We start from the raw sequence: 16,789 nt of genomic DNA, 5'->3' as shown, positions 1-16,789 counted from the left end.
CGCCCGCGTCCCGGCTCAGGTCGGCCTCCCGCGAGGTGTGTGCCGGAGCTGCCCCGGTCATGGCGCCGCGCCTTCCGCCGCCGGAGCAGCAATGTCGGAGCCGGCATGCAGCCAGCAGGACACCCGGCTGCCGCCTTGGATGAACTCGGGCGGGGTCTGCCGGCAGATGTCCATCGCCTGCGGACAGCGGTCGCGGAACGTGCAGCCGGCCGCGGCGGCGCCGCCGCGCGGGATGACGCCCGGGATGGCCCTGAGCGTCGCCACGCGGTCGCCGATGCGCGGCACCGACGCCATCAGCCCCCGCGAATAGGGATGCAGCGGCCCGGCGAAGAAGGTCTGCGCATCGGCGACTTCGGCCAGCCGACCCGCGTACATCACCGCCACGCGGTCGGCCATCTCGGCCACCACCCCGAGATTATGCGTCACGAGGATGATCGCCATATGGGTCTCGTCGCGCAGGCGGCGCAGGAGCGCCAGGATCTGGGCCTGGATGGTGACGTCGAGTGCCGTGGTCGGCTCGTCGGCGATCAGCAGGCGGGGCCGGCAGGCCAGCGCCTGGGCGATCATCGCCCGCTGGCACATGCCGCCGGAAATCTGGTTCGGATAGGCGTCGTAGCGCAGCGCGGCATCCGCCATGCCGACCTGTTCGAGGAGCCTGATCGCCTCCGCACGCGCCGCGCGCCTGGAAAGGCTGCGGTGGGTGCGCAGGGCCTCGGAAATCTGGAAGCCGATGGTGAAGACGGGATTGAGGCTCGCCATCGGCTCCTGGAAGATCATGGAGATCTGGTCGCCCCGCAGCGCCCGCAATTCGCTCGGACTCATGGCGGCGATGTCGCGCCCCTCGAACCGGATATGGCCGCCCACGAGGCGCCCCGGCGGCTCCCGAACGAGACGCAGGATCGCGCGCGACAGGACGCTCTTGCCCGATCCCGACTCTCCCACGACCGCCAGGATCTCGCCGCGCTCCAGCGTCAGGCTTACGCCGTCGACCGCCCGCACGCTGCCGGGGCCGGTGCCGAAGTGGACCGCGAGATTCTCGATCGCCAGCAGGGGCTCTGTCATGCCGCATCTCCCTGCCTGCGCATGAGCGGGTCGAGTAGGTCGCGGAGCCCGTCGCCGAGTAGGTTGACGCCGAGGACGGCGAAGGCGAGGCCGATGGCCGGGAAGATCGTCTGGCTGGGCGCGGTCATCAGCGTCGCCCGCGCCTCGGACAGCAGGTTGCCCCAGCTCGGCGCCGGCGGCGGCACGCCGACGCCGAGGAAGCCGAGCGTCGCCTCGGCCACCATCGCGTAAGCGAAGACGACGGTGGCCTGCACCATCACCGGGGCAAGGATGTTGGGCAGAACGTGCCGGACGAGGATGCGCAGATCGGAGGCGCCGCAGGCGCGCGCGGCCTCCACATAATCGCGCCGGGATTCCGCGAGCGCCGGCGCCCGGGCGACGCGCAGGACGCGAGGCATGTACACCACCGACAACGTGACGATGACATTGGTCATCGAGGCGCCGAAGGCGGCGACGATGCCGAGCGCGAGCAGGATGGACGGGAATGCCATCAGCGTGTCGGCGATGCGGCTGATGATGATGTCCACCCAGCCGCGATAGTAGCCCGCCAGCAGCCCCAGGGCGGTCCCGACGATCAGGCAGGCGAGGGCCACCAGGGTGCAGATCGACAGCGACAGGCGGGCGCCATAGGCGAAGCGCGCGAACAGGTCGCGGCCGAGCTTGTCGGCGCCGAACGGATGCTGCCAGGACATCGGCGCGTTGCGGGCGAGCGGATTGATCGTGAACGGATCGCCGAACGGCAGCACCGGCGCCAGCAGCGCGATCAGAACGACGATGCCGAGCATCACCGCCCCGGCGACCACCAGTTCGTTGCGGCCCGCGGCCGCGAGGACGGAGGCTCTGCGGGCCGTCATCGGTAGCGGATCCTCGGATCGAGAACGGCGTAAACGAGATCGACGGCGAGATTAACGAAAATGTAGATCGTCACCGAGACCAGCAGGCAGCCCTGGATGACCGGATAGTCGCGCGCCGAGATGGCGCTCATCATCAATCCGCCGATGCCGGGAATGGCGAATATGGCCTCGATCACCACGGCGCCGCGGAACACGGCTCCAAGATTGATGCCGATGACGGTGACCACCGGGATCATCGCCGCCTTGAGGACATGGACGCCCACCACCCGGCGCTCGCTCAATCCTTTGGCGCGCGCCGAAAGGACGAATTCCTGCCCGAGATTCTCGATGATCGACGCGCGGGTCATGCGGGCCGTCACCGCCGTCATGAGATAGCCGAGCGCGAACGCGGGCATGATCATGTGCAGCGCCCACTGATAGGGCGAGCTGGAGAAGCTGACATAGCCGAGCGACGGCAGGAGCCCGAGCTGGACGGTGAACACGATCACCAGCAGCAGCCCGACGACGAAGTCCGGCACCGACAGCCCGAGCAGGCTGACGAGCATGGCGAGCCGATCGCTCAGGCGGTTCTGCCGCACGCCGGCGATGATCCCGAGAGGCACCCCCAGCAAAATCGAGATCGTCAGCGCGAGCACCGCCAGGCCTGCGGTGCGCGGGAGGCGCTCGACGATCATCTCGCTGACCGGCAGGTTCCAGTTGATCGATCTGCCGAGGTCGCCGGTCGCCGCGCGCAGCAGCCAGCGTTCATACTGGACCGGAAGCGGGGCGTTGAGGCCCATGTCCTCGCGCGCCTGCTCCAGTTCGGCCGGGCTGGCGTAGCTCCCGAGGATCTGGCTGGCCGGATCGCCCGGCGCCAGATGCGAGATCAGGAACACCAGCATGCTGGCGAGAAGCAGCGTGGGGATGGCCCCGATCAGCCGGCGGATCGCATAGCGCAGCAGCATCTCAGCCGTCCCTTCGGAGGCGGAGGCGGCATCGGGCGCGCGGCGTCAGATCGGGTCGCCGGTTCCGGCCGGCGCGGTCACCCACAACACCCGCGCCGGCGCACCCGAAATGTTGCGCAGGCGGTGTTCCTCGTTGGCATCGAAGCAGAAGCCGTCGCCGGACTGCAGCCGCGCGACGACGCCCGAGACCTCCAGCGTCACCTCCCCGTCGAGCACCACGCCGGCCTTCACGCCAGGATAGCGGTAGGTCTCCTCTCCGGTTCCCCCGCCAGGGGGAATCGCCAGGGCGAAGATGGAGAGCTTGGTGTTTCCGTTCGGAGTGATCAGCTCCTTGACCATCCGGCTGGAGCCGAGGTTGCGGATCGCCCGGTCGCTGGAGCGCCGCACGAAGGCCGGCGTTGCTTCCGCCTCGGTCTCCTCGGCACCGAAGAACGCGCCGATGCCGAGCCCGAGCGCCTGGCGCACCTTGGTCAGCGTGCGCATGGACGGGCTCGCCCGATCCCGCTCGATCTGGCTGAGCGTTCCCGGCGATATCTCGGCGGCACGCGCAAGCTCGTTCAAGGATAGTCCGCGCTCGGCACGAAGGAGCTTGATGCGGGCACCGATCCCCTCGTCCCGTTCGGAGGCCTTGACCGGTTGTTCCTGCGTTCTCATGGGTCGGATTCCAATCCCCCGATCCTGTCAGTGGGCGCGCGCTTATCGAGGTCGGTCGCATCAGAACTGCACCCGCCGTGTCGCGGGCGTGCCGTGCGCGTCCTCGAAAGCGGCGATCTCACTCAGTCCGATCGTCTCGTTATAGTCGCGGAAACTCGCCATCTCCACTGGCGCGGCGGCTGCCCCGCCGCTGTCGCGGATATGGGCGAGAATGGCCCGGATCGCCGGGATTGCCGCAAATATGGTCTGGCCTGGATAAACCGCGAGGCGATAGCCCATCGTGGCAAGCTCCGGGCGGCCGATGGCGGGCGTCCGCCCGCTTGCCGAGGCATTGTACTGAAGCGGGCAATCGAAGCGGCGCCCGATGGCGGCCAGCTCTTCCAGGCTGCGCGGCGCCTCCACGAAGATGACGTCGGCGCCCGCCTGCCGATAGAGCTCCGCCCGGTCGAGCGCCGCCTCGAACCCCTCGACGGCGATGGCGTCGGTGCGGGCGATGATCACCAGATTCGGATCGTGCCGCGAATCGACGGCGGCCCGCACCTTGCCCGCCATCTCCTCGGCGGGCACCACGGCCTTTCCGCCGAGATGGCCGCATCTCTTGGGCGAAACCTGATCCTCGATCTGCAAGGCCGCCACCCCGGCGCGCTCGTATTCGCGCACCGTGCGCCGCATGTTGACCGGGCCGCCATAGCCGGTATCGGCATCGGCGATGACCGGCAGACCGCCGGCGGCGTCGACGATACGGGCCGCATTGTCCACCATCTCGCTCATGGTCAGCAGGCCGACGTCGGCCATGCCGAGGCGGACGGCGCTGGTGGAATCGCCGCTCATGTAGACGGCCTCGAACCCGGCCTGCGCCACCAGGCGGGCGGCGAGGGCGTCGGCGACGCCGGGCGCCGCCACCGCGCGGCCTTCGGCCAGGAGAGCGCGCAGCCGCGCGCCCGCGAATCCCGCGCTCATTTGCCGAGGCCCACGTTCCAGAAGCGCGAGAGGCCGAGCGCGTTCGGCTTGTAGCCGACCATGCGGGGGGCGCGCGCATTCAGGAAGGAGACGTTGAACAGAACGATCGCCGGGATATCGGCCATGACGATGTCCTGCGCCTGCGAATACAATTTCCTTCGCGTCTCCTGAGACATCGAGGCGCGGGCGGCCTCGACCACCTTGTCGTATTCCGGATTGTTGTAGGCGTTCACGGCCGACGAGGAATGGAGCCGCTGGAAATAGACCTGGTCCGGGTCCATGCGCCCGGAGATGGAGGTCATTCCGAAGTTATATGTCGGCTTGCGGGCGTAGACGATCGACATCACGCCGGCGGAATCCACCGGGTGGACCTCGATCTTGATCCCGGCCTGCCCCAGCATCTGCTGCAGCACGAGCGCGGCATTGAGGGAATATTCGGTCGAGTTGGAGACGTGGATGGTGAGCGTCTCGCCCCGGTACGCGGTCTTCGCAAGAAGGGCCTTGGCGGTATTCAGGTCGAATTTGTGCCGGGCGGCCATCGACGGGGTGAACCACGCCCGAAGCTCGGGATGCAGGAAGGCGTTGTTGACCGCGCCATGCCCGGCGACGGAGGCATCCATCAGCGTCTTGTAGTCGATGCTGGCCGCGACCGCCTTGCGGAAGTTCAGGTCGCTGGTCGGCGCGACCGTCACGCCGAGCCAGAGCACCAGCGACTCGAAGCTCGGCTCCTCGACCTGCCGCGCGGTGCGCGAGGCGGCGAGCCGCTCGAAATCGTTGACGTCCAGCAGCAGGGCAAAGTCCAGTTCGCCGGTCTCAAGCGCCGTGGCGCGGGCGGACGACACGGGGACGACCCGGAACTCGATCTCGTCGACCTGCGCCTCGCGCCGGCCGCCGAGGCCGGTCGGCCCGTCGAAGCTGGTATCGACCGAATAATTGTCGAACTTCTTCACGCGCAGCAGCCGCCCGGGCTGGTATTCGACCCATGAGAACGGCCCGGTTCCGATGGGCTTGGAAATGGTGCCGCCCTGGGCCTTGTCGAGGTCCTTCGGCATGATGTACCCGCCGAACGGACCGGCGAGCGTCGACGGCAGGCTCGGCGAGGGATCCTTCAGGACAATCTCGACGGTGCGCGGATCGATGACGTTGACCGCCTTGATGCCGGAATAGCTGCCCTTGCTGGGAGAGACTTCCTTCAACCGGTCGACGGACCACTTCACATCGTCGGCGTCCAAGGTCTTGCCGTTGTGGAAGACGACGTTGTCGCGCAGGTGGAAGACATAGCGCGCGCCATCATCGAGCACGTCCCAGGACTTGGCGAGCTGCGGAATGACCTCGTAATTCTCGTCGAACGTGACGAGGTTCTCGACCACGTGCTTCATCACCATGTGGGTGACCATGGCGCGCGACATCTGCGCGTCGGGAATGGGCAGGTCCTGGTGGACGCCGACCAGAAGACGCTTGCCCGCCTGCGCCCAGCCGACGCTCGGCGCGACAAGCGCCGCCACGGTGAGGCCTGCGGCCCCCTTGAGAATGTCGCGCCGGCGCAGGCGTCCGGCGTGCGAAAGTCGCTCCCCAATCAGGTCCGTCATATGCCACCCATTTGGTTTACCGAACGATAGCCAGCTTGAGAGAGGGCGAATTCCGTTTTTCGCACCGCGAATGGCGGATTTTGCCGGAAATCCGTATTGCAAACAGACAGGCACCATACGATAAAAGAAACGGTCTCGGGTCAAGCCTCAAAATTGAACATGCCGCGAGAGGTGGCAGAATGGCTGAGATGGCTGAAGTTCCGCCTCCGTCCGATCGCTCGTGGTGGCTGGATGAAGCCCTGACTTGCGCGCCCGGCAGCCCGACGCCCGCGCTCAAGGGGCATATCAGCGTGGACGTGGCGATCGTCGGCGGCGGCTTCACCGGCCTGTGGACCGCGCTCAGGCTCAAGGAGCGGGCGCCGGCGCTGTCCATCGCCGTCATCGAGCGCGATATCTGCGGCGCCGGCGCGAGCGGCAAGAACGGCGGCAAGGTCGCCGGCTACTGGACCGCGCTCGGCCGCGTCACAGCGGCTTATGGGGCCGACGCCGCGCTGGAACTGGCGCGGCTCGGCACGCGGGCGCAGGACGGCATCCGGGCCTTCTGCGCGGGCCGTGATGTGTGGTGGCACGAAGCGGGCGCAGTGGTCGTGGCCACCACCGCGCAGGAGGAAGCGAGTCTGGAGGCGGCCCTGGAGACGGCCTCCCGCCTCGACGCGTCCGAAAGCGTGCGCCGCCTGGACGCAGGGGAGTCCCAGGCCTTGTGCCGCATCCCGCGCGCCCGCTCAGCGGTCCAGTATGCCGAGGGCGCGACCGTTCACCCGGCACGGCTGGCCCGTGCGCTGCGCTCCGCCGTGCTGGCGATGGGCGTGCAGGTGTTCGAGCGCACGCCGATGACCGCGATGTCGGATGGATCGCCCAACACCCTCGAGACACCCGCCGGGACCATCGCCGCCGCCCACGTCGTTCTGGCGACCAATACCGAGCTTGCCCGCCACCCCCTCGCGCGCGACCACCTGTCGGTGTTCTCCAGCTACGTGGTCGCCACAAAGCCCTGCCCGGAGGCGCTCGCCGCCATCTGGCCTTCGGATGCGGGATACGCGGATGCGGCGATGTTCCTGCACTATTTCCGCAAGACCGACGACGGGCGTGTCATCATGGGGAGCGGCTCCGGTCCGGTCGCCGCCTGGAACGATCCCGGAGCGGCTTCCAACACCCGCGACATGGCCAGCGTCGGACGCGCGGCGGCGGGGCTGGCCTATCTTCTGCCCGACCTGAAGGCGCCGATCGCGGCGAGCTGGGGCGGCGGCATCGACGTCGCGTCCGATCGCCTGCCCTTCGTGCGGACGGTTCCCGGACGCCAGGTTCACCTGGGGGCGGGCCTGTCCGGTCACGGCGTCAACCCGACCCTGATCGTTGCCGAGACGCTGGCCTCGCGCATACTGGGCGTGGAGGACGCGTGGAGCCGTTCGATCATCGCCACACGCACGCCGCCGAAGCTTCCGCCGGAGCCGCTCCGCACCCTCGGGGGGCGCGCGGTGCGCTGGGGCATTCTGTCGTGCGAGGCCGCCGAGAGGCAGGCGCAGCGTCCGCCTCTTCCGGCGCACCTGCTCGCCGCCCTGCCCGGCCTCCTCGGCCTGCGTGTGGGGGTGCGGTGAGTGCCGCTCGCGAAAGGCCGGCCGATGCGTGAGACGCCCCGCACCCTGTTCGAGAAGATCTGGGACGCCCACACGGTCGCAACCGACGACGACGGGTCGGCTCTCCTTTATATCGACCGGCACTATCTCCAGGACGGCTCGCCGCGGAAGTTCACGCTGTTGGAGGATCGCGGCCTCCAGGTGCGCCGCCCCGATCTCACCTTCGCCGTGCACGACCACTACGCGCCGACCCTCGGCGGACGGCTCTCTGACGTGAGCGATGCCGCCGCGCGCCAGGTGCTCACGGACCTGTCGCGGCATGCACGCGAGAACGGCATCGAAATCTTCGAGCTCGGCGACCGCCGGCAGGGCATCATCCATGTGGTCGGGCCGGAGCTCGGGATCAGCCTGCCGGGAACGACGATCATCGCCAGCGATTCCCACACGCCGACACACGGCGGGCTCGGGGCCTTCGCCATCGGCGCGGGCGCGGGCGAGTGCGCCGGCGTGCTCGCCACCCAGTGCTGCTGGGTGGCGCGCCCCAAGACGATGCGCGTCAGCGTGGATGGCCGGCTGCCGCCGGGCACCAGCGCCAAGGACCTGGCGCTGGCGGTCCTCGGCCGGATCGGCGCCGGCGGCGCGTCCGGCCATGCGGTGGAATTCGCCGGCCCGGCAATCGCCGCGCTCGGCGTTTCCGGCCGGCTCACCTTGTGCAACATGATCGTCGAATCCGGCGCGCGAACCGGCCTCATCGCCCCGGACGACACCATCTACACCTATCTGGAAGGCCGGCCCTATGCGCCGGCCAGCGCGGCCTTCGATCGGGCGGTGGCCGGCTGGCGCCGCCTGCCCACCGACCCCGGCGCCGTCTTCGACCGCGAGATCAGCCTCGACGCAGCGACCCTGGGTCCGATGATCAGCTGGGGCACCAGCCCCGATCAGGTGGTGCCGGTGGGCGGCCGCGTCCCCGATCCGGCCGCGGCCGCGAGCGCGGAGCAGGCGGCCGCCTGGCGCGCGGCGCTGGGCTATATGGGCCTTGCACCCGGAGATGCTCTCGAAGGGCTGAAGGTCGATCGGGTGTTCATCGGCTCGTGCACCAATGCCCGGCTGGAGGATCTGCGCGAAGCCGCCGCGGTGGTGCGGGGGCGCACGGCCAAGACCCGCGCATGGGTGGTGCCAGGCTCCACTGCCGTCCGTGCGGCGGCCGAGGCGGAGGGGTTGCACACGGTGTTCAAGGATGCCGGGATCGAGTGGCGCCAGTCGAGCTGCTCCATGTGCGTCGCCCAGAACGGCGACAAGGTGGAACCCGGCGAGCGCTGCATTTCCACCACCAACCGCAACTTCGTCGGGCGCCAGGGCGCGGGTGCAAGGACGCATCTGGCGAGCCCCGCTCTGGCGGCCGCCGCCGCTGTCACCGGCGTCATCACCGATGTGCGCCGCCTGATGGAGGGAGCGAGCCGATGACCCCCATCGACCGGCTGACCGCGCGCGCCGTTCCCCTGCCCGCCGCCAATATGGACACCGACCAGATCTTTCCGGCACGCTATATGAGCCGGCCGCGCAGCGGAGGCTTCGCCGATCTGGCATTTCGCGATCACCGCTTCACCGCGGATGGCGCGACGAAGCCCGACTTCGTGCTCAACCAGCCGGCCTATGCGGGCGCCCGGATTCTGGTCGCGGGCAAGAACTTCGCCTGCGGCTCCGCGCGCGAGCAGGCCGTTCACGCGCTGCTCGACTACGGCTTCAGGGCGGTGATCGCCGAGAGCCTCGGCGACATCTTCGCCTCCAGCGCACCGGAAAACGGTCTTCTCGCGGTGGCGGTCGGCCCCGAGGCGGCCCAGGCGATCCAGCAGCGCCTTGCAGCCGAGCCCGGCCTCGCCCTCACCGTCGATCTGGAGCGGCGCAGCATCGAGGTGCCGGGCCTCGGGATGATTGCGTTCGCGATCTCGGAGCGGCGCCGGGAGATGCTCATGCACGGCCTCGATCCGCTGAGCCAGCTGCTGCTGATGGAACCCCGCATCGCCGCCTATGAAGCGGCGCACGACACCGCGATGCCGGACTGAGCGCCCGGTCCGGCCCGGGGCGCGCGTCACCGGGCGTGATGGGAACGGCCGGACGCGAGACTGCCCCGCCGATGCTTTCCATTCGCGATCGCTCAGGGGCTGCCACCGGCGTCACAGGGAGCCGGTCGACAGCACGGCACGGCTGCGGACCCGCGCGGCCGAGGCTACGCCGCATGGTCCCTCCCCCGATCGACGGAGCCAGCTGTCCCCGGCAGGCACGTCAGGGGCGCGTCACGCGCCGACCTGCGAGGCGCAGGCGCCATCGAAGCCTTGGATCCACGCGCAGACCCTGTCGCTGGCGGCGCGCAGCGGCGAACCGGTGGGCGTGTAGGCGTAATAGCTGCGCGCAGGCAGCCAGATGTGCGGAAAGGGCGTCACCAGCCGACCTGCGCGCAGATGGTCCTCGATCAGGGTCGACGGTGCCATCGCAACGCCGAGCCCGTCCACGGCGGCCTGGATCGACAGGTAGAAGTGGTCCAGCATCAGCGTGGCCGCCGGCTCCAGAGAGCCGTGCCCGGCTTTCGCCAGCCAGTCGCGCCAAAGCCGCGGCATGCTGGCGACCTGCAGAAGGGTGTGCCGTCCGAGGTCACCCACCTCGCCCAGCGGCTGGCTTTGCAGCAGCGCGGGGCTGCAGGCGGGGAGCCGCCTCTCCGGGAGCAGCAGGCGCGCCTCGAAGCCGTGGAAGGCGTCCGGTCCGCCGCGAATGATCACGTCGTAGTCGCCGGCCAGCCCGTCGACCGGCTCGCTGCCGGTGGTCAGCTCGATGGCGATGTCGGGATGCGCCTCCCGCAGCCGACCAAGCTTCGGCACCAGCCAGTGCAGGCTGAAGGTGGCGAGCGCATTGACCCTGAGCACCACGGTGCCGCCGGTTTCCCTGCCGTGCACCGCCGCCGCCCGGGCGATGCGCTCAAGCGCGGGCTGGACCGCGTCGAACAGCGCCTGCCCCTCGGCCGTAAGGGCAACGCCGTGGCTCAGGCGGCGGAACAGCGCCGGCGGGCCGAGCCACTCCTCCAGAAGCCGGATCTGCCGGCTGACTGCGCCATGCGTGACGCCGAGCTCCGCAGCGGCGTCCTTGAAGCTCGACCGGCGCGCGGCAGCCTCGAAGGCACGCACCGCGTTGAGCGGCGGCAGAGGACGATCTGTGGAGGGCGCTCTCATGTGAGTTTATCTGACGTTGATGCCGCGAATTAGTGGTTTGCGCCTCGTATTCTAGCAGGTGCACAGTCGTGAGGTGACAAATTCATCCAGCATCGACTCCGCCACCCCCTCGCCGGCGCAACCCTGCGCGCCGCAGACCCGCCAGCGCACGCTCGCCCTTTCCGGCCTCGCGCACGCCCTGCACGACGGATACACCGACGCCATCTACGTGCTCCTTCCGGTGTGGCGGGCCGAGTTCGGGCTCGACTATGTCGCGCTCGCGATGCTGCGCGGTCTCTATGCGGGCGCCATGGCCGCGCTGCAGGTGCCGGCGAGCTGGCTCGCCGACCATGTCGGCGGACGGGCGGTGCTGATCCTCGGGACGCTGCTGGCCTCCGCCGGCTACGCGCTGGCCGGCTTCAGCGGCGGGGCGATGGGCCTTTACGCCGCGCTGCTCATCTCCGGCGCCGGCTCCAGCGTCCAGCATCCGATCGCCTCCAGCGCGGTGGCGCGCGCCTATGGATCGGCGGCGCGCGGGCCGCTCGGGACCTATAATTTCACCGGCGACCTCGGCAAGGCCATCATTCCGGCCGCCCTGTCCCTGGGCCTCGCGTTCGCGCCGTGGCGGCCGTCGCTCTGGGTCCTGGCGCTTGCCGGCGTCGCCGTCGCCGCGCTTCTCGTTGTGTTCATGCCGCCCATCGCCGCCGCGCCGCCGCGCTCCGCCGCGGTCCACCGCACTGGGCGGCGCGGCGGTCGCGGCTTTCCGCTGCTGCTCTCCATCGGCGTGGTCGATACGGGCGTGCGCATGGGCTTCCTCACCTTCCTGCCGTTTCTGCTGCAGATGAAAGGCGCCTCGCAGCCGCTCATCGGGACGGCGCTCGCGCTCGTCTTCCTGGGCGGCGCAGCGGGCAAGCTCGCCTGCGGCTGGCTCGCCCAGCGCTGGGGCTCCATCGGCGTCATCCTGTGCACCGAGGGCCTTACGGCTCTCATGATCGCGCTCGCCACCGTCCTGCCGCTCCTGCCGCTGCTGATGCTCCTGCCGCTGCTCGGGCTCACCTTGAACGGCACCTCCTCGGTGCTCTACGGCACCGTGCCGGAACTCGCGCCGGCGGACCGGACCGAGCGTGCCTTCGCCATCTTCTATACCGGCGTGATCGGCTCCGGGGCGTTGTCGCCGCTGCTGTTCGGCGCGCTCGGCGACCAGGCCGGCCCCGTCGTCGCGACGCTCGGCACCGCAGCCGCGGCGCTGATCAACCTGCCGCTCGCCCTCGCCCTCGGACCACGGCTGGCAAGGCGGTGAGGTTCAGGGGCCATCGCACGATGGTCTCGCCAGTGGTCAAGGAGTGGAACATGCTGCCGACGGCGGTTCGGCGCGCGCTCCTTGCGAACGCCACCGCCGATGGGCTGCTGACCCTGACATTGCTGACATCTCCCAGGCTGCGGCCGCCGTATCGCGTCATGACGTGACGTGGACGTCCACCGTCATGCCGCCGAAGGCATTGCTGTCGCCGACGAAGCTGCCCTGCACCGGAATGGCCTGGCGGATGTCGCGCACCACGGCCACCGGGATGAGATTGAACCCGCCCATGCTGCGATTGGTGGGATCGAACGGAATCCAGCCTGCTCCGGGCACGAACACCTCCGCCCATGCATGGGTGGAGCCCATGCCCTGAGACCCCAGGAAGGTTCCGGCCGGGTTATAGAGATAGCCCGACACGATGCGCGCGCCGAAGCCGAGGCTGCGGACCGTCTCGACGAACAGCACCGCAAAATCGCGGCATGAGCCCCAACCGCGATCAAGCGTGTGCGTCGGCGACTGCGTCCCCTCCTCGTCGCGGCTCTGATAGGAGATCTGCCGGGACACGCCGGCGCTCAGATCCTTGAGCAGCGAGAGGGTGTCGGTGGAATTCCCCCGAACGAAACCCATCGCCCAGCTCCGCAACCGGCCGCTGGCATCGGGAAACTGGGGGACCCCCAGCGCGCCGAGATCGGTCCATTCGTCGGCGGAATAGCTGAACGGAAACGAGGTGGCGGTGCCCGCGATGGCGAACACCGGCCATGGCACGGCATCGAGCTGGAGCTCTGTCGTGCTCTCGATGACCAGATGACTGCCGGCAGTCGAGAAGGTTGCGGTGGCGACCGCGTTGCCGAAGACGTCCTGGGCCCAGTTCACCGTCGCCGCCGGTGTCAGCGTCAGCTGGTTCGACGTCACCCGCAGATCGCGGCTTTCCCGGGGGCGGAGCATCAGTCGATGCGGCCCGAAGGTCACCGGCCGATGGAAGCGATAGGTGGTGGTGTGGCGGATCTGGAGAGGGATCAAGGGCGCTCCGTGGGGCTCTGCCGCGCCCGAGGGTCTGGTCGGGGTGCGCAAACAAAAGCGCACTTCGCTGGCCTGGGCCATCAGGTTGGCTCTAAATGGGCTTTATTCACTTTGCATATAATCGATTTTCTGCTGCGCTACAGCGACCGACATATAAATAATGTTGCAAGCGTGCGCATATCGGAGCATATTATTCAGGTCGATACAAAGCCTGATCACTTGGTTTTGCGCAGGTTTTTATTTTGTGCCCATCCAAAAATTCTCGCCTGAAAATGCGATGTCGACGGCCGACCATGGGCCGGTGAGCTAATTATCGAAATTGAGAGGGTTTCCCATGACTGAGGGAACCGTGAAGTGGTTCAACGCCCAGAAGGGCTTTGGATTCATCGCCCGCGATGCGGGCGGCAGCGACGCCTTCGTCCATATCAGCGCCGTGGAGCGCGCCGGACTCGGCGAGCTGCGCGAAGGCCAGAAAGTGGGCTTCGAACTCGTCGCCGATCGCAAGAGCGGCAAGATGGCCGCGGACATGCTCACGGATCTGAGCTGACCTTTCGGGATGGCATTCTGAGCCTTTCGGGAATGCTGCGCCTCGTACCGAATGCCGACCGCGGATGTACCGGCGGCTCAGGTCGCGAGGCGCCAACCCAGGCCCTGCAAGGCGGCCCAACGCCTTGTGGCCCTTGAGGGTCGCGAGGCGTTTTTCGTCCAGCCCGCAGGATCTGCCGCCGCGATGGAAGCGCCTAAGACGCCTGCGTCCTTCTTGAAGGGGACGCGTGTGTCCTTGGGTCCGTGTCCTTGGGTCCGCCCAAGAAGAAAGGCTGAGGAGGCCATAATGGATGTCCGAACCCGCGAAACCACGATCACGTTCGATCACCCCTTTCAGCTTAGCGACGCTGACGGCGTTCTTCCGGCGGGGACCTACCGGATCGTCGTCGATGAGGAGCGGATTCCCGGTCTCTCCTTCATTGCCTACCGGCGCGTGGCGACGATGCTGCACACGCCCGCCCTCGCGGCGCCCCAAGGTCGAAACGAACGCCTGTCGGTGAATGCGGCCGAACTCGATGCCGCCCTGTTGAAGGACCAGCAGAAGTCCGCAGAAGAGCCCGCCTCTTCTCCCGCGGCCTCGGCCCCTCTACTGGACGTGCCCCAAAGAGGGAACTTCGATGCCACTGCAATTTCCCAACACGAGCCGCGTCTTTGATCCGGTCAGGCGCTCCGTGACCTTCTGGGGGCATGATTCCGCCTTCGAGGTTGCGTTCCATCTGGACGCTGATGCCCTGAACCGGTTTAGTCCGCAAAGCGGACAGGACGAAGCGGCATCTCTGCGGACCTTCGACACGAACCGGCTCCGGATCGAGTGCGTCGCAAGCGGCGTATATGCGCGTCGGCGGCAAAACTTTTATCGCCTCTCCGCGTCCGATTTCTAGGGCTGCACATATTGGCTGCGTACCGGCTCTGTCTTGCGCAGAGCGCTGGACCGGCGTGTGCGCTCCCCGTGCCCGGCGGCTCCAGGCGCCCCAGATGAGAAGGACGGTCCAATCGCCATGACCAAGGGCCTCGACATCGTTTTCCAGTCGCTCGACTCGGAGTACGTGCTCGCCCGCGTGATCTGGCGCGAGCAGGACAGCGGGGGCGGGACCGTCACGCTCGAGATTCCCGTTCGCAACAGCGCCGCCGCCCCCAAGAGCACCGAACAGCTCAAGGCGGACGCGCGAGCCCTGGCAATCCGGTTTGCGCGGGCCTTCGCCGACACGATCCAGGATTAGCCCGTTCCGCGAGCGATCATGACGCAGCGGGGCGTCGATGCGTTCGGCAGCCAAAGGACAAGCTTGTCGGTGCCTTCGCGCTGTGAGGCGCGCGCAATCTGCGCCGCGGCGACAACGAACATCAGACCATACCCGAAATTCTGCACATAGATCCGCATGACGACGTTGCGGTCGACATGGAAATAATAATGAAGGAAGGTCATGATTCCGCCGGCGACGGTGAAAAGCCGGGTGCCGCCTCCCGCGACCTTGACCCGCGCTTTAGCCCCTTCGATGAGGCAGAGCACTGCGAAGGTGTAGAGCGCACCCGAGGCCAGGACGTTCACAAGTCCTGCAGAGGGGATGCGCAAAAACTGCGACAGAAGTCCCATGTGACCCGAGCCCCGTATCTTCCTCCATTTAGGTAGCGGTCGTCGATCATCGAGACGGACGATGCGAGCCTCATGGTTCACAGTGGAACAGATCGTCGGGATGCTGAAGGAGCACGAAGCGGGCGCGAAGGCCGCTGACGTCTGGCCGCAGGCCCGCCATCTCCTCGGCGACCTCTTACAAGTTCAAGGCCACGCACGGGCGCAGGGATGTGTCCGATGCTCGCCGGCAGAAGAAGCTGCTGGCCGAGCAGGTGCGCCGACACCGCCATCCTGACGGATGCCGGCGCAAAAAATGGTGCCGCCCGATGCCAAGGGCGCCTTCACATCGCTGTCTGCTTGGGTGCAAGGTGGTGTTCAGGCGCCGGAGATCACAATCGTGGACAGGCCCAAGTCACCGAGGGAACATGCCGCGCGCGCGCTATGTCGCCTGTCCGGAAATCCGGAAGATGTCATGTTTGAGAGGAGGCCCATGTGGATGAGCTTTCTCGAAGAGGTGGATGTCGTCCTTCAGATGGCCTTGAGCGAGAATGCTTGGCGAAGGCTGCTTGCCCACGACGAGGAGATGGCACCTGCCCAGAGTGACACTCCCGAGGAATTTCTGAATTTCGCCGATCTCGCGATCCATCGAGCAAAGGCCACAGGTCGAGGACGAGCCGAGACTTTCATGCCCGCCCTCGGGGATGTAGCCATTGCCCGTCGCGCGTTCGTGCAAGAACTCGAATGCGCCTTCAAGCGCGATGAATTCGAGCTATTCTATCAACCTCAGGTGAATGCTCAGTCCGGCAAGCTTGTCGGCGCTGAAGCACTGATCCGATGGAATCATCCGCAGCGGGGCCTGCTTGCTCCGGCAGACTTCCTCGATGTTCTTAGCGAGAGCACGCTGGCCAACTCCGTCGGGGAATGGGTGCTGCGCACGGCGAGCGCCCGGCTTGCGCAATGGAGAGCTTGGGGCCTCGACATCCGGATGGGCGTTAACCTGTTCGCTGCGCAGTTTCGCACGGGACGGCTCCTGAAAACTGTAAGCGCCGCGCTTTCGGACAACGCGCTTCCACCCGATGCTCTTGAGCTTGAGATTGTGGAAACCATCCTGCTGCGCAATGACGTCACAACGCGGCGGCTGCTTCAGGACATTCGTGGACTTGGCGTGAGGCTCGCGTTGGACGACTACGGTACCGGCTTCGCCTCACTGAGCGTTCTCAAGCGCTACCCTGTGACGAGTCTTAAGATTGACCGCTCCTTCATCGTCAACATCGATAAGGATCCGGAGAACGCCGCCGTGGTAAACGCGATCATCTATCTGGCGAAGAGCTTCGGCCTTGATGTGATCGCAGAGGGTGTCGAGACGGTCTCGCAGATGGATTTCATCAAGGATCACGGTTGCGGCGAAGCCCAGGGCTACCTGTTCGGCAAACCGGTTGCCGCCAGCGCATTTGAGTGTCGATATCTTCGTCCGGGGTCGGCGATTGTCGACGCGTGCCTCCTTCCGGTTTGAACC

General features: G+C 67.5%; 18 protein-coding genes. 9 read left to right on the top strand and 9 right to left on the bottom strand.

Going from position 1 to position 16,789, the window contains the following annotated elements; translation table 11 throughout:
* Positions 1-57 precede the first annotated feature (57 nt).
* The 6 genes from D9R14_RS05050 to D9R14_RS05025 are packed head-to-tail and all read right to left on the bottom strand — an operon-like array spanning position 58 to position 6,063.
* On the bottom strand, positions 58-1,062 hold the full coding sequence (locus D9R14_RS05050; RefSeq protein ID WP_121622224.1) for an ABC transporter ATP-binding protein: 1,005 nt from the start codon (positions 1,060-1,062) through the stop codon (positions 58-60).
* Positions 1,059-1,916 carry an ABC transporter permease gene (locus D9R14_RS05045; RefSeq protein WP_121622223.1) on the bottom strand — a complete coding sequence of 286 codons (858 nt, stop codon included), beginning with the start codon at positions 1,914-1,916 and terminating at the stop codon, positions 1,059-1,061. The genes D9R14_RS05050 and D9R14_RS05045 overlap by 4 nt, the downstream gene beginning before the upstream one ends.
* Complete coding sequence (locus D9R14_RS05040) at positions 1,913-2,860, bottom strand: ABC transporter permease (protein ID WP_121622222.1); 948 nt, start codon at positions 2,858-2,860, stop codon at positions 1,913-1,915. Before D9R14_RS05040 ends, D9R14_RS05045 begins: the two co-directional genes overlap by 4 nt.
* A 45-nt stretch (positions 2,861-2,905) precedes the next feature.
* Positions 2,906-3,514 carry a cupin domain-containing protein gene (locus tag D9R14_RS05035; protein WP_121622221.1) on the bottom strand — a complete coding sequence of 203 codons (609 nt, stop codon included), beginning with the start codon at positions 3,512-3,514 and terminating at the stop codon, positions 2,906-2,908.
* A 60-nt stretch (positions 3,515-3,574) separates the two neighbouring features.
* Positions 3,575-4,474, bottom strand: a complete 900-nt coding sequence (locus D9R14_RS05030) for an isocitrate lyase/PEP mutase family protein (RefSeq protein ID WP_121622220.1) — start codon at positions 4,472-4,474, stop codon at positions 3,575-3,577.
* Positions 4,471-6,063, bottom strand: coding sequence for an ABC transporter substrate-binding protein (locus D9R14_RS05025; protein WP_170168505.1), 1,593 nt, complete (start codon positions 6,061-6,063; stop codon positions 4,471-4,473). The genes D9R14_RS05030 and D9R14_RS05025 overlap by 4 nt, the downstream gene beginning before the upstream one ends.
* A 179-nt stretch (positions 6,064-6,242) precedes the next feature.
* Between D9R14_RS05025 and D9R14_RS05020 the strand changes: the two genes are divergently transcribed.
* The 3 genes from D9R14_RS05020 to leuD are packed head-to-tail and all read left to right on the top strand — an operon-like array spanning position 6,243 to position 9,700.
* On the top strand, positions 6,243-7,658 hold the full coding sequence (locus tag D9R14_RS05020; protein WP_121622218.1) for an NAD(P)/FAD-dependent oxidoreductase: 1,416 nt from the start codon (positions 6,243-6,245) through the stop codon (positions 7,656-7,658).
* A 24-nt stretch (positions 7,659-7,682) separates the two neighbouring features.
* Positions 7,683-9,101, top strand: a complete 1,419-nt coding sequence (leuC, locus tag D9R14_RS05015) for a 3-isopropylmalate dehydratase large subunit (protein ID WP_121622217.1) — start codon at positions 7,683-7,685, stop codon at positions 9,099-9,101.
* On the top strand, positions 9,098-9,700 hold the full coding sequence (gene leuD / locus D9R14_RS05010) for a 3-isopropylmalate dehydratase small subunit (protein WP_121622216.1): 603 nt from the start codon (positions 9,098-9,100) through the stop codon (positions 9,698-9,700). Before leuC ends, leuD begins: the two co-directional genes overlap by 4 nt.
* A 231-nt stretch (positions 9,701-9,931) precedes the next feature.
* Here the strand turns inward: leuD and D9R14_RS05005 are convergent, their stop codons facing one another.
* The gene (locus tag D9R14_RS05005) at positions 9,932-10,858 is read right to left on the bottom strand and encodes a LysR substrate-binding domain-containing protein (protein WP_121622215.1); all 927 of its coding nucleotides are present in this window, start codon (positions 10,856-10,858) and stop codon (positions 9,932-9,934) included.
* Between the two features lie 91 nt (positions 10,859-10,949).
* On the opposite strand from D9R14_RS05005, the gene D9R14_RS05000 reads away from it, so the two are divergent.
* Positions 10,950-12,137 carry an MFS transporter gene (locus tag D9R14_RS05000; protein ID WP_121622416.1) on the top strand — a complete coding sequence of 396 codons (1,188 nt, stop codon included), beginning with the start codon at positions 10,950-10,952 and terminating at the stop codon, positions 12,135-12,137.
* Positions 12,138-12,293: 156 nt separating this feature from the next.
* On the opposite strand, the gene D9R14_RS04995 is transcribed toward D9R14_RS05000, so the two are convergent.
* On the bottom strand, positions 12,294-13,157 hold the full coding sequence (locus D9R14_RS04995) for a transglutaminase family protein (RefSeq protein ID WP_121622214.1): 864 nt from the start codon (positions 13,155-13,157) through the stop codon (positions 12,294-12,296).
* 334 nt (positions 13,158-13,491) lie between these two features.
* On the opposite strand from D9R14_RS04995, the gene D9R14_RS04990 reads away from it, so the two are divergent.
* From D9R14_RS04990 to D9R14_RS04975, 4 genes are all read left to right on the top strand, one after another.
* On the top strand, positions 13,492-13,704 hold the full coding sequence (locus D9R14_RS04990; protein WP_121622213.1) for a cold-shock protein: 213 nt from the start codon (positions 13,492-13,494) through the stop codon (positions 13,702-13,704).
* Between the two features lie 285 nt (positions 13,705-13,989).
* Complete coding sequence (locus tag D9R14_RS04985) at positions 13,990-14,358, top strand: hypothetical protein (protein WP_342634773.1); 369 nt, start codon at positions 13,990-13,992, stop codon at positions 14,356-14,358.
* On the top strand, positions 14,321-14,584 hold the full coding sequence (locus tag D9R14_RS04980; protein WP_121622212.1) for a DUF1488 family protein: 264 nt from the start codon (positions 14,321-14,323) through the stop codon (positions 14,582-14,584). Before D9R14_RS04985 ends, D9R14_RS04980 begins: the two co-directional genes overlap by 38 nt.
* A 117-nt stretch (positions 14,585-14,701) precedes the next feature.
* Positions 14,702-14,923, top strand: coding sequence for a hypothetical protein (locus D9R14_RS04975; RefSeq protein ID WP_121622211.1), 222 nt, complete (start codon positions 14,702-14,704; stop codon positions 14,921-14,923).
* Here D9R14_RS04975 and D9R14_RS04970 read toward each other — a convergent pair.
* Complete coding sequence (locus tag D9R14_RS04970; RefSeq protein ID WP_121622210.1) at positions 14,920-15,294, bottom strand: hypothetical protein; 375 nt, start codon at positions 15,292-15,294, stop codon at positions 14,920-14,922. The genes D9R14_RS04975 and D9R14_RS04970 overlap by 4 nt on opposite strands.
* Before the next feature lie 292 nt (positions 15,295-15,586).
* Here D9R14_RS04970 and D9R14_RS04965 point away from each other — a divergent pair, with 292 nt between their 5' ends.
* A complete protein-coding gene (locus D9R14_RS04965) occupies positions 15,587-16,786 on the top strand; it encodes a putative bifunctional diguanylate cyclase/phosphodiesterase (RefSeq protein WP_170168504.1) in 1,200 nt (399 codons plus the stop codon).
* Positions 16,787-16,789 lie beyond the last annotated feature (3 nt).

It is taken from the genome of Xanthobacter tagetidis, from assembly GCF_003667445.1.
Taxonomy (GTDB): domain Bacteria; phylum Pseudomonadota; class Alphaproteobacteria; order Rhizobiales; family Xanthobacteraceae; genus Xanthobacter; species Xanthobacter tagetidis.
This window is presented reverse-complemented; position numbering and strand designations above follow the sequence as displayed.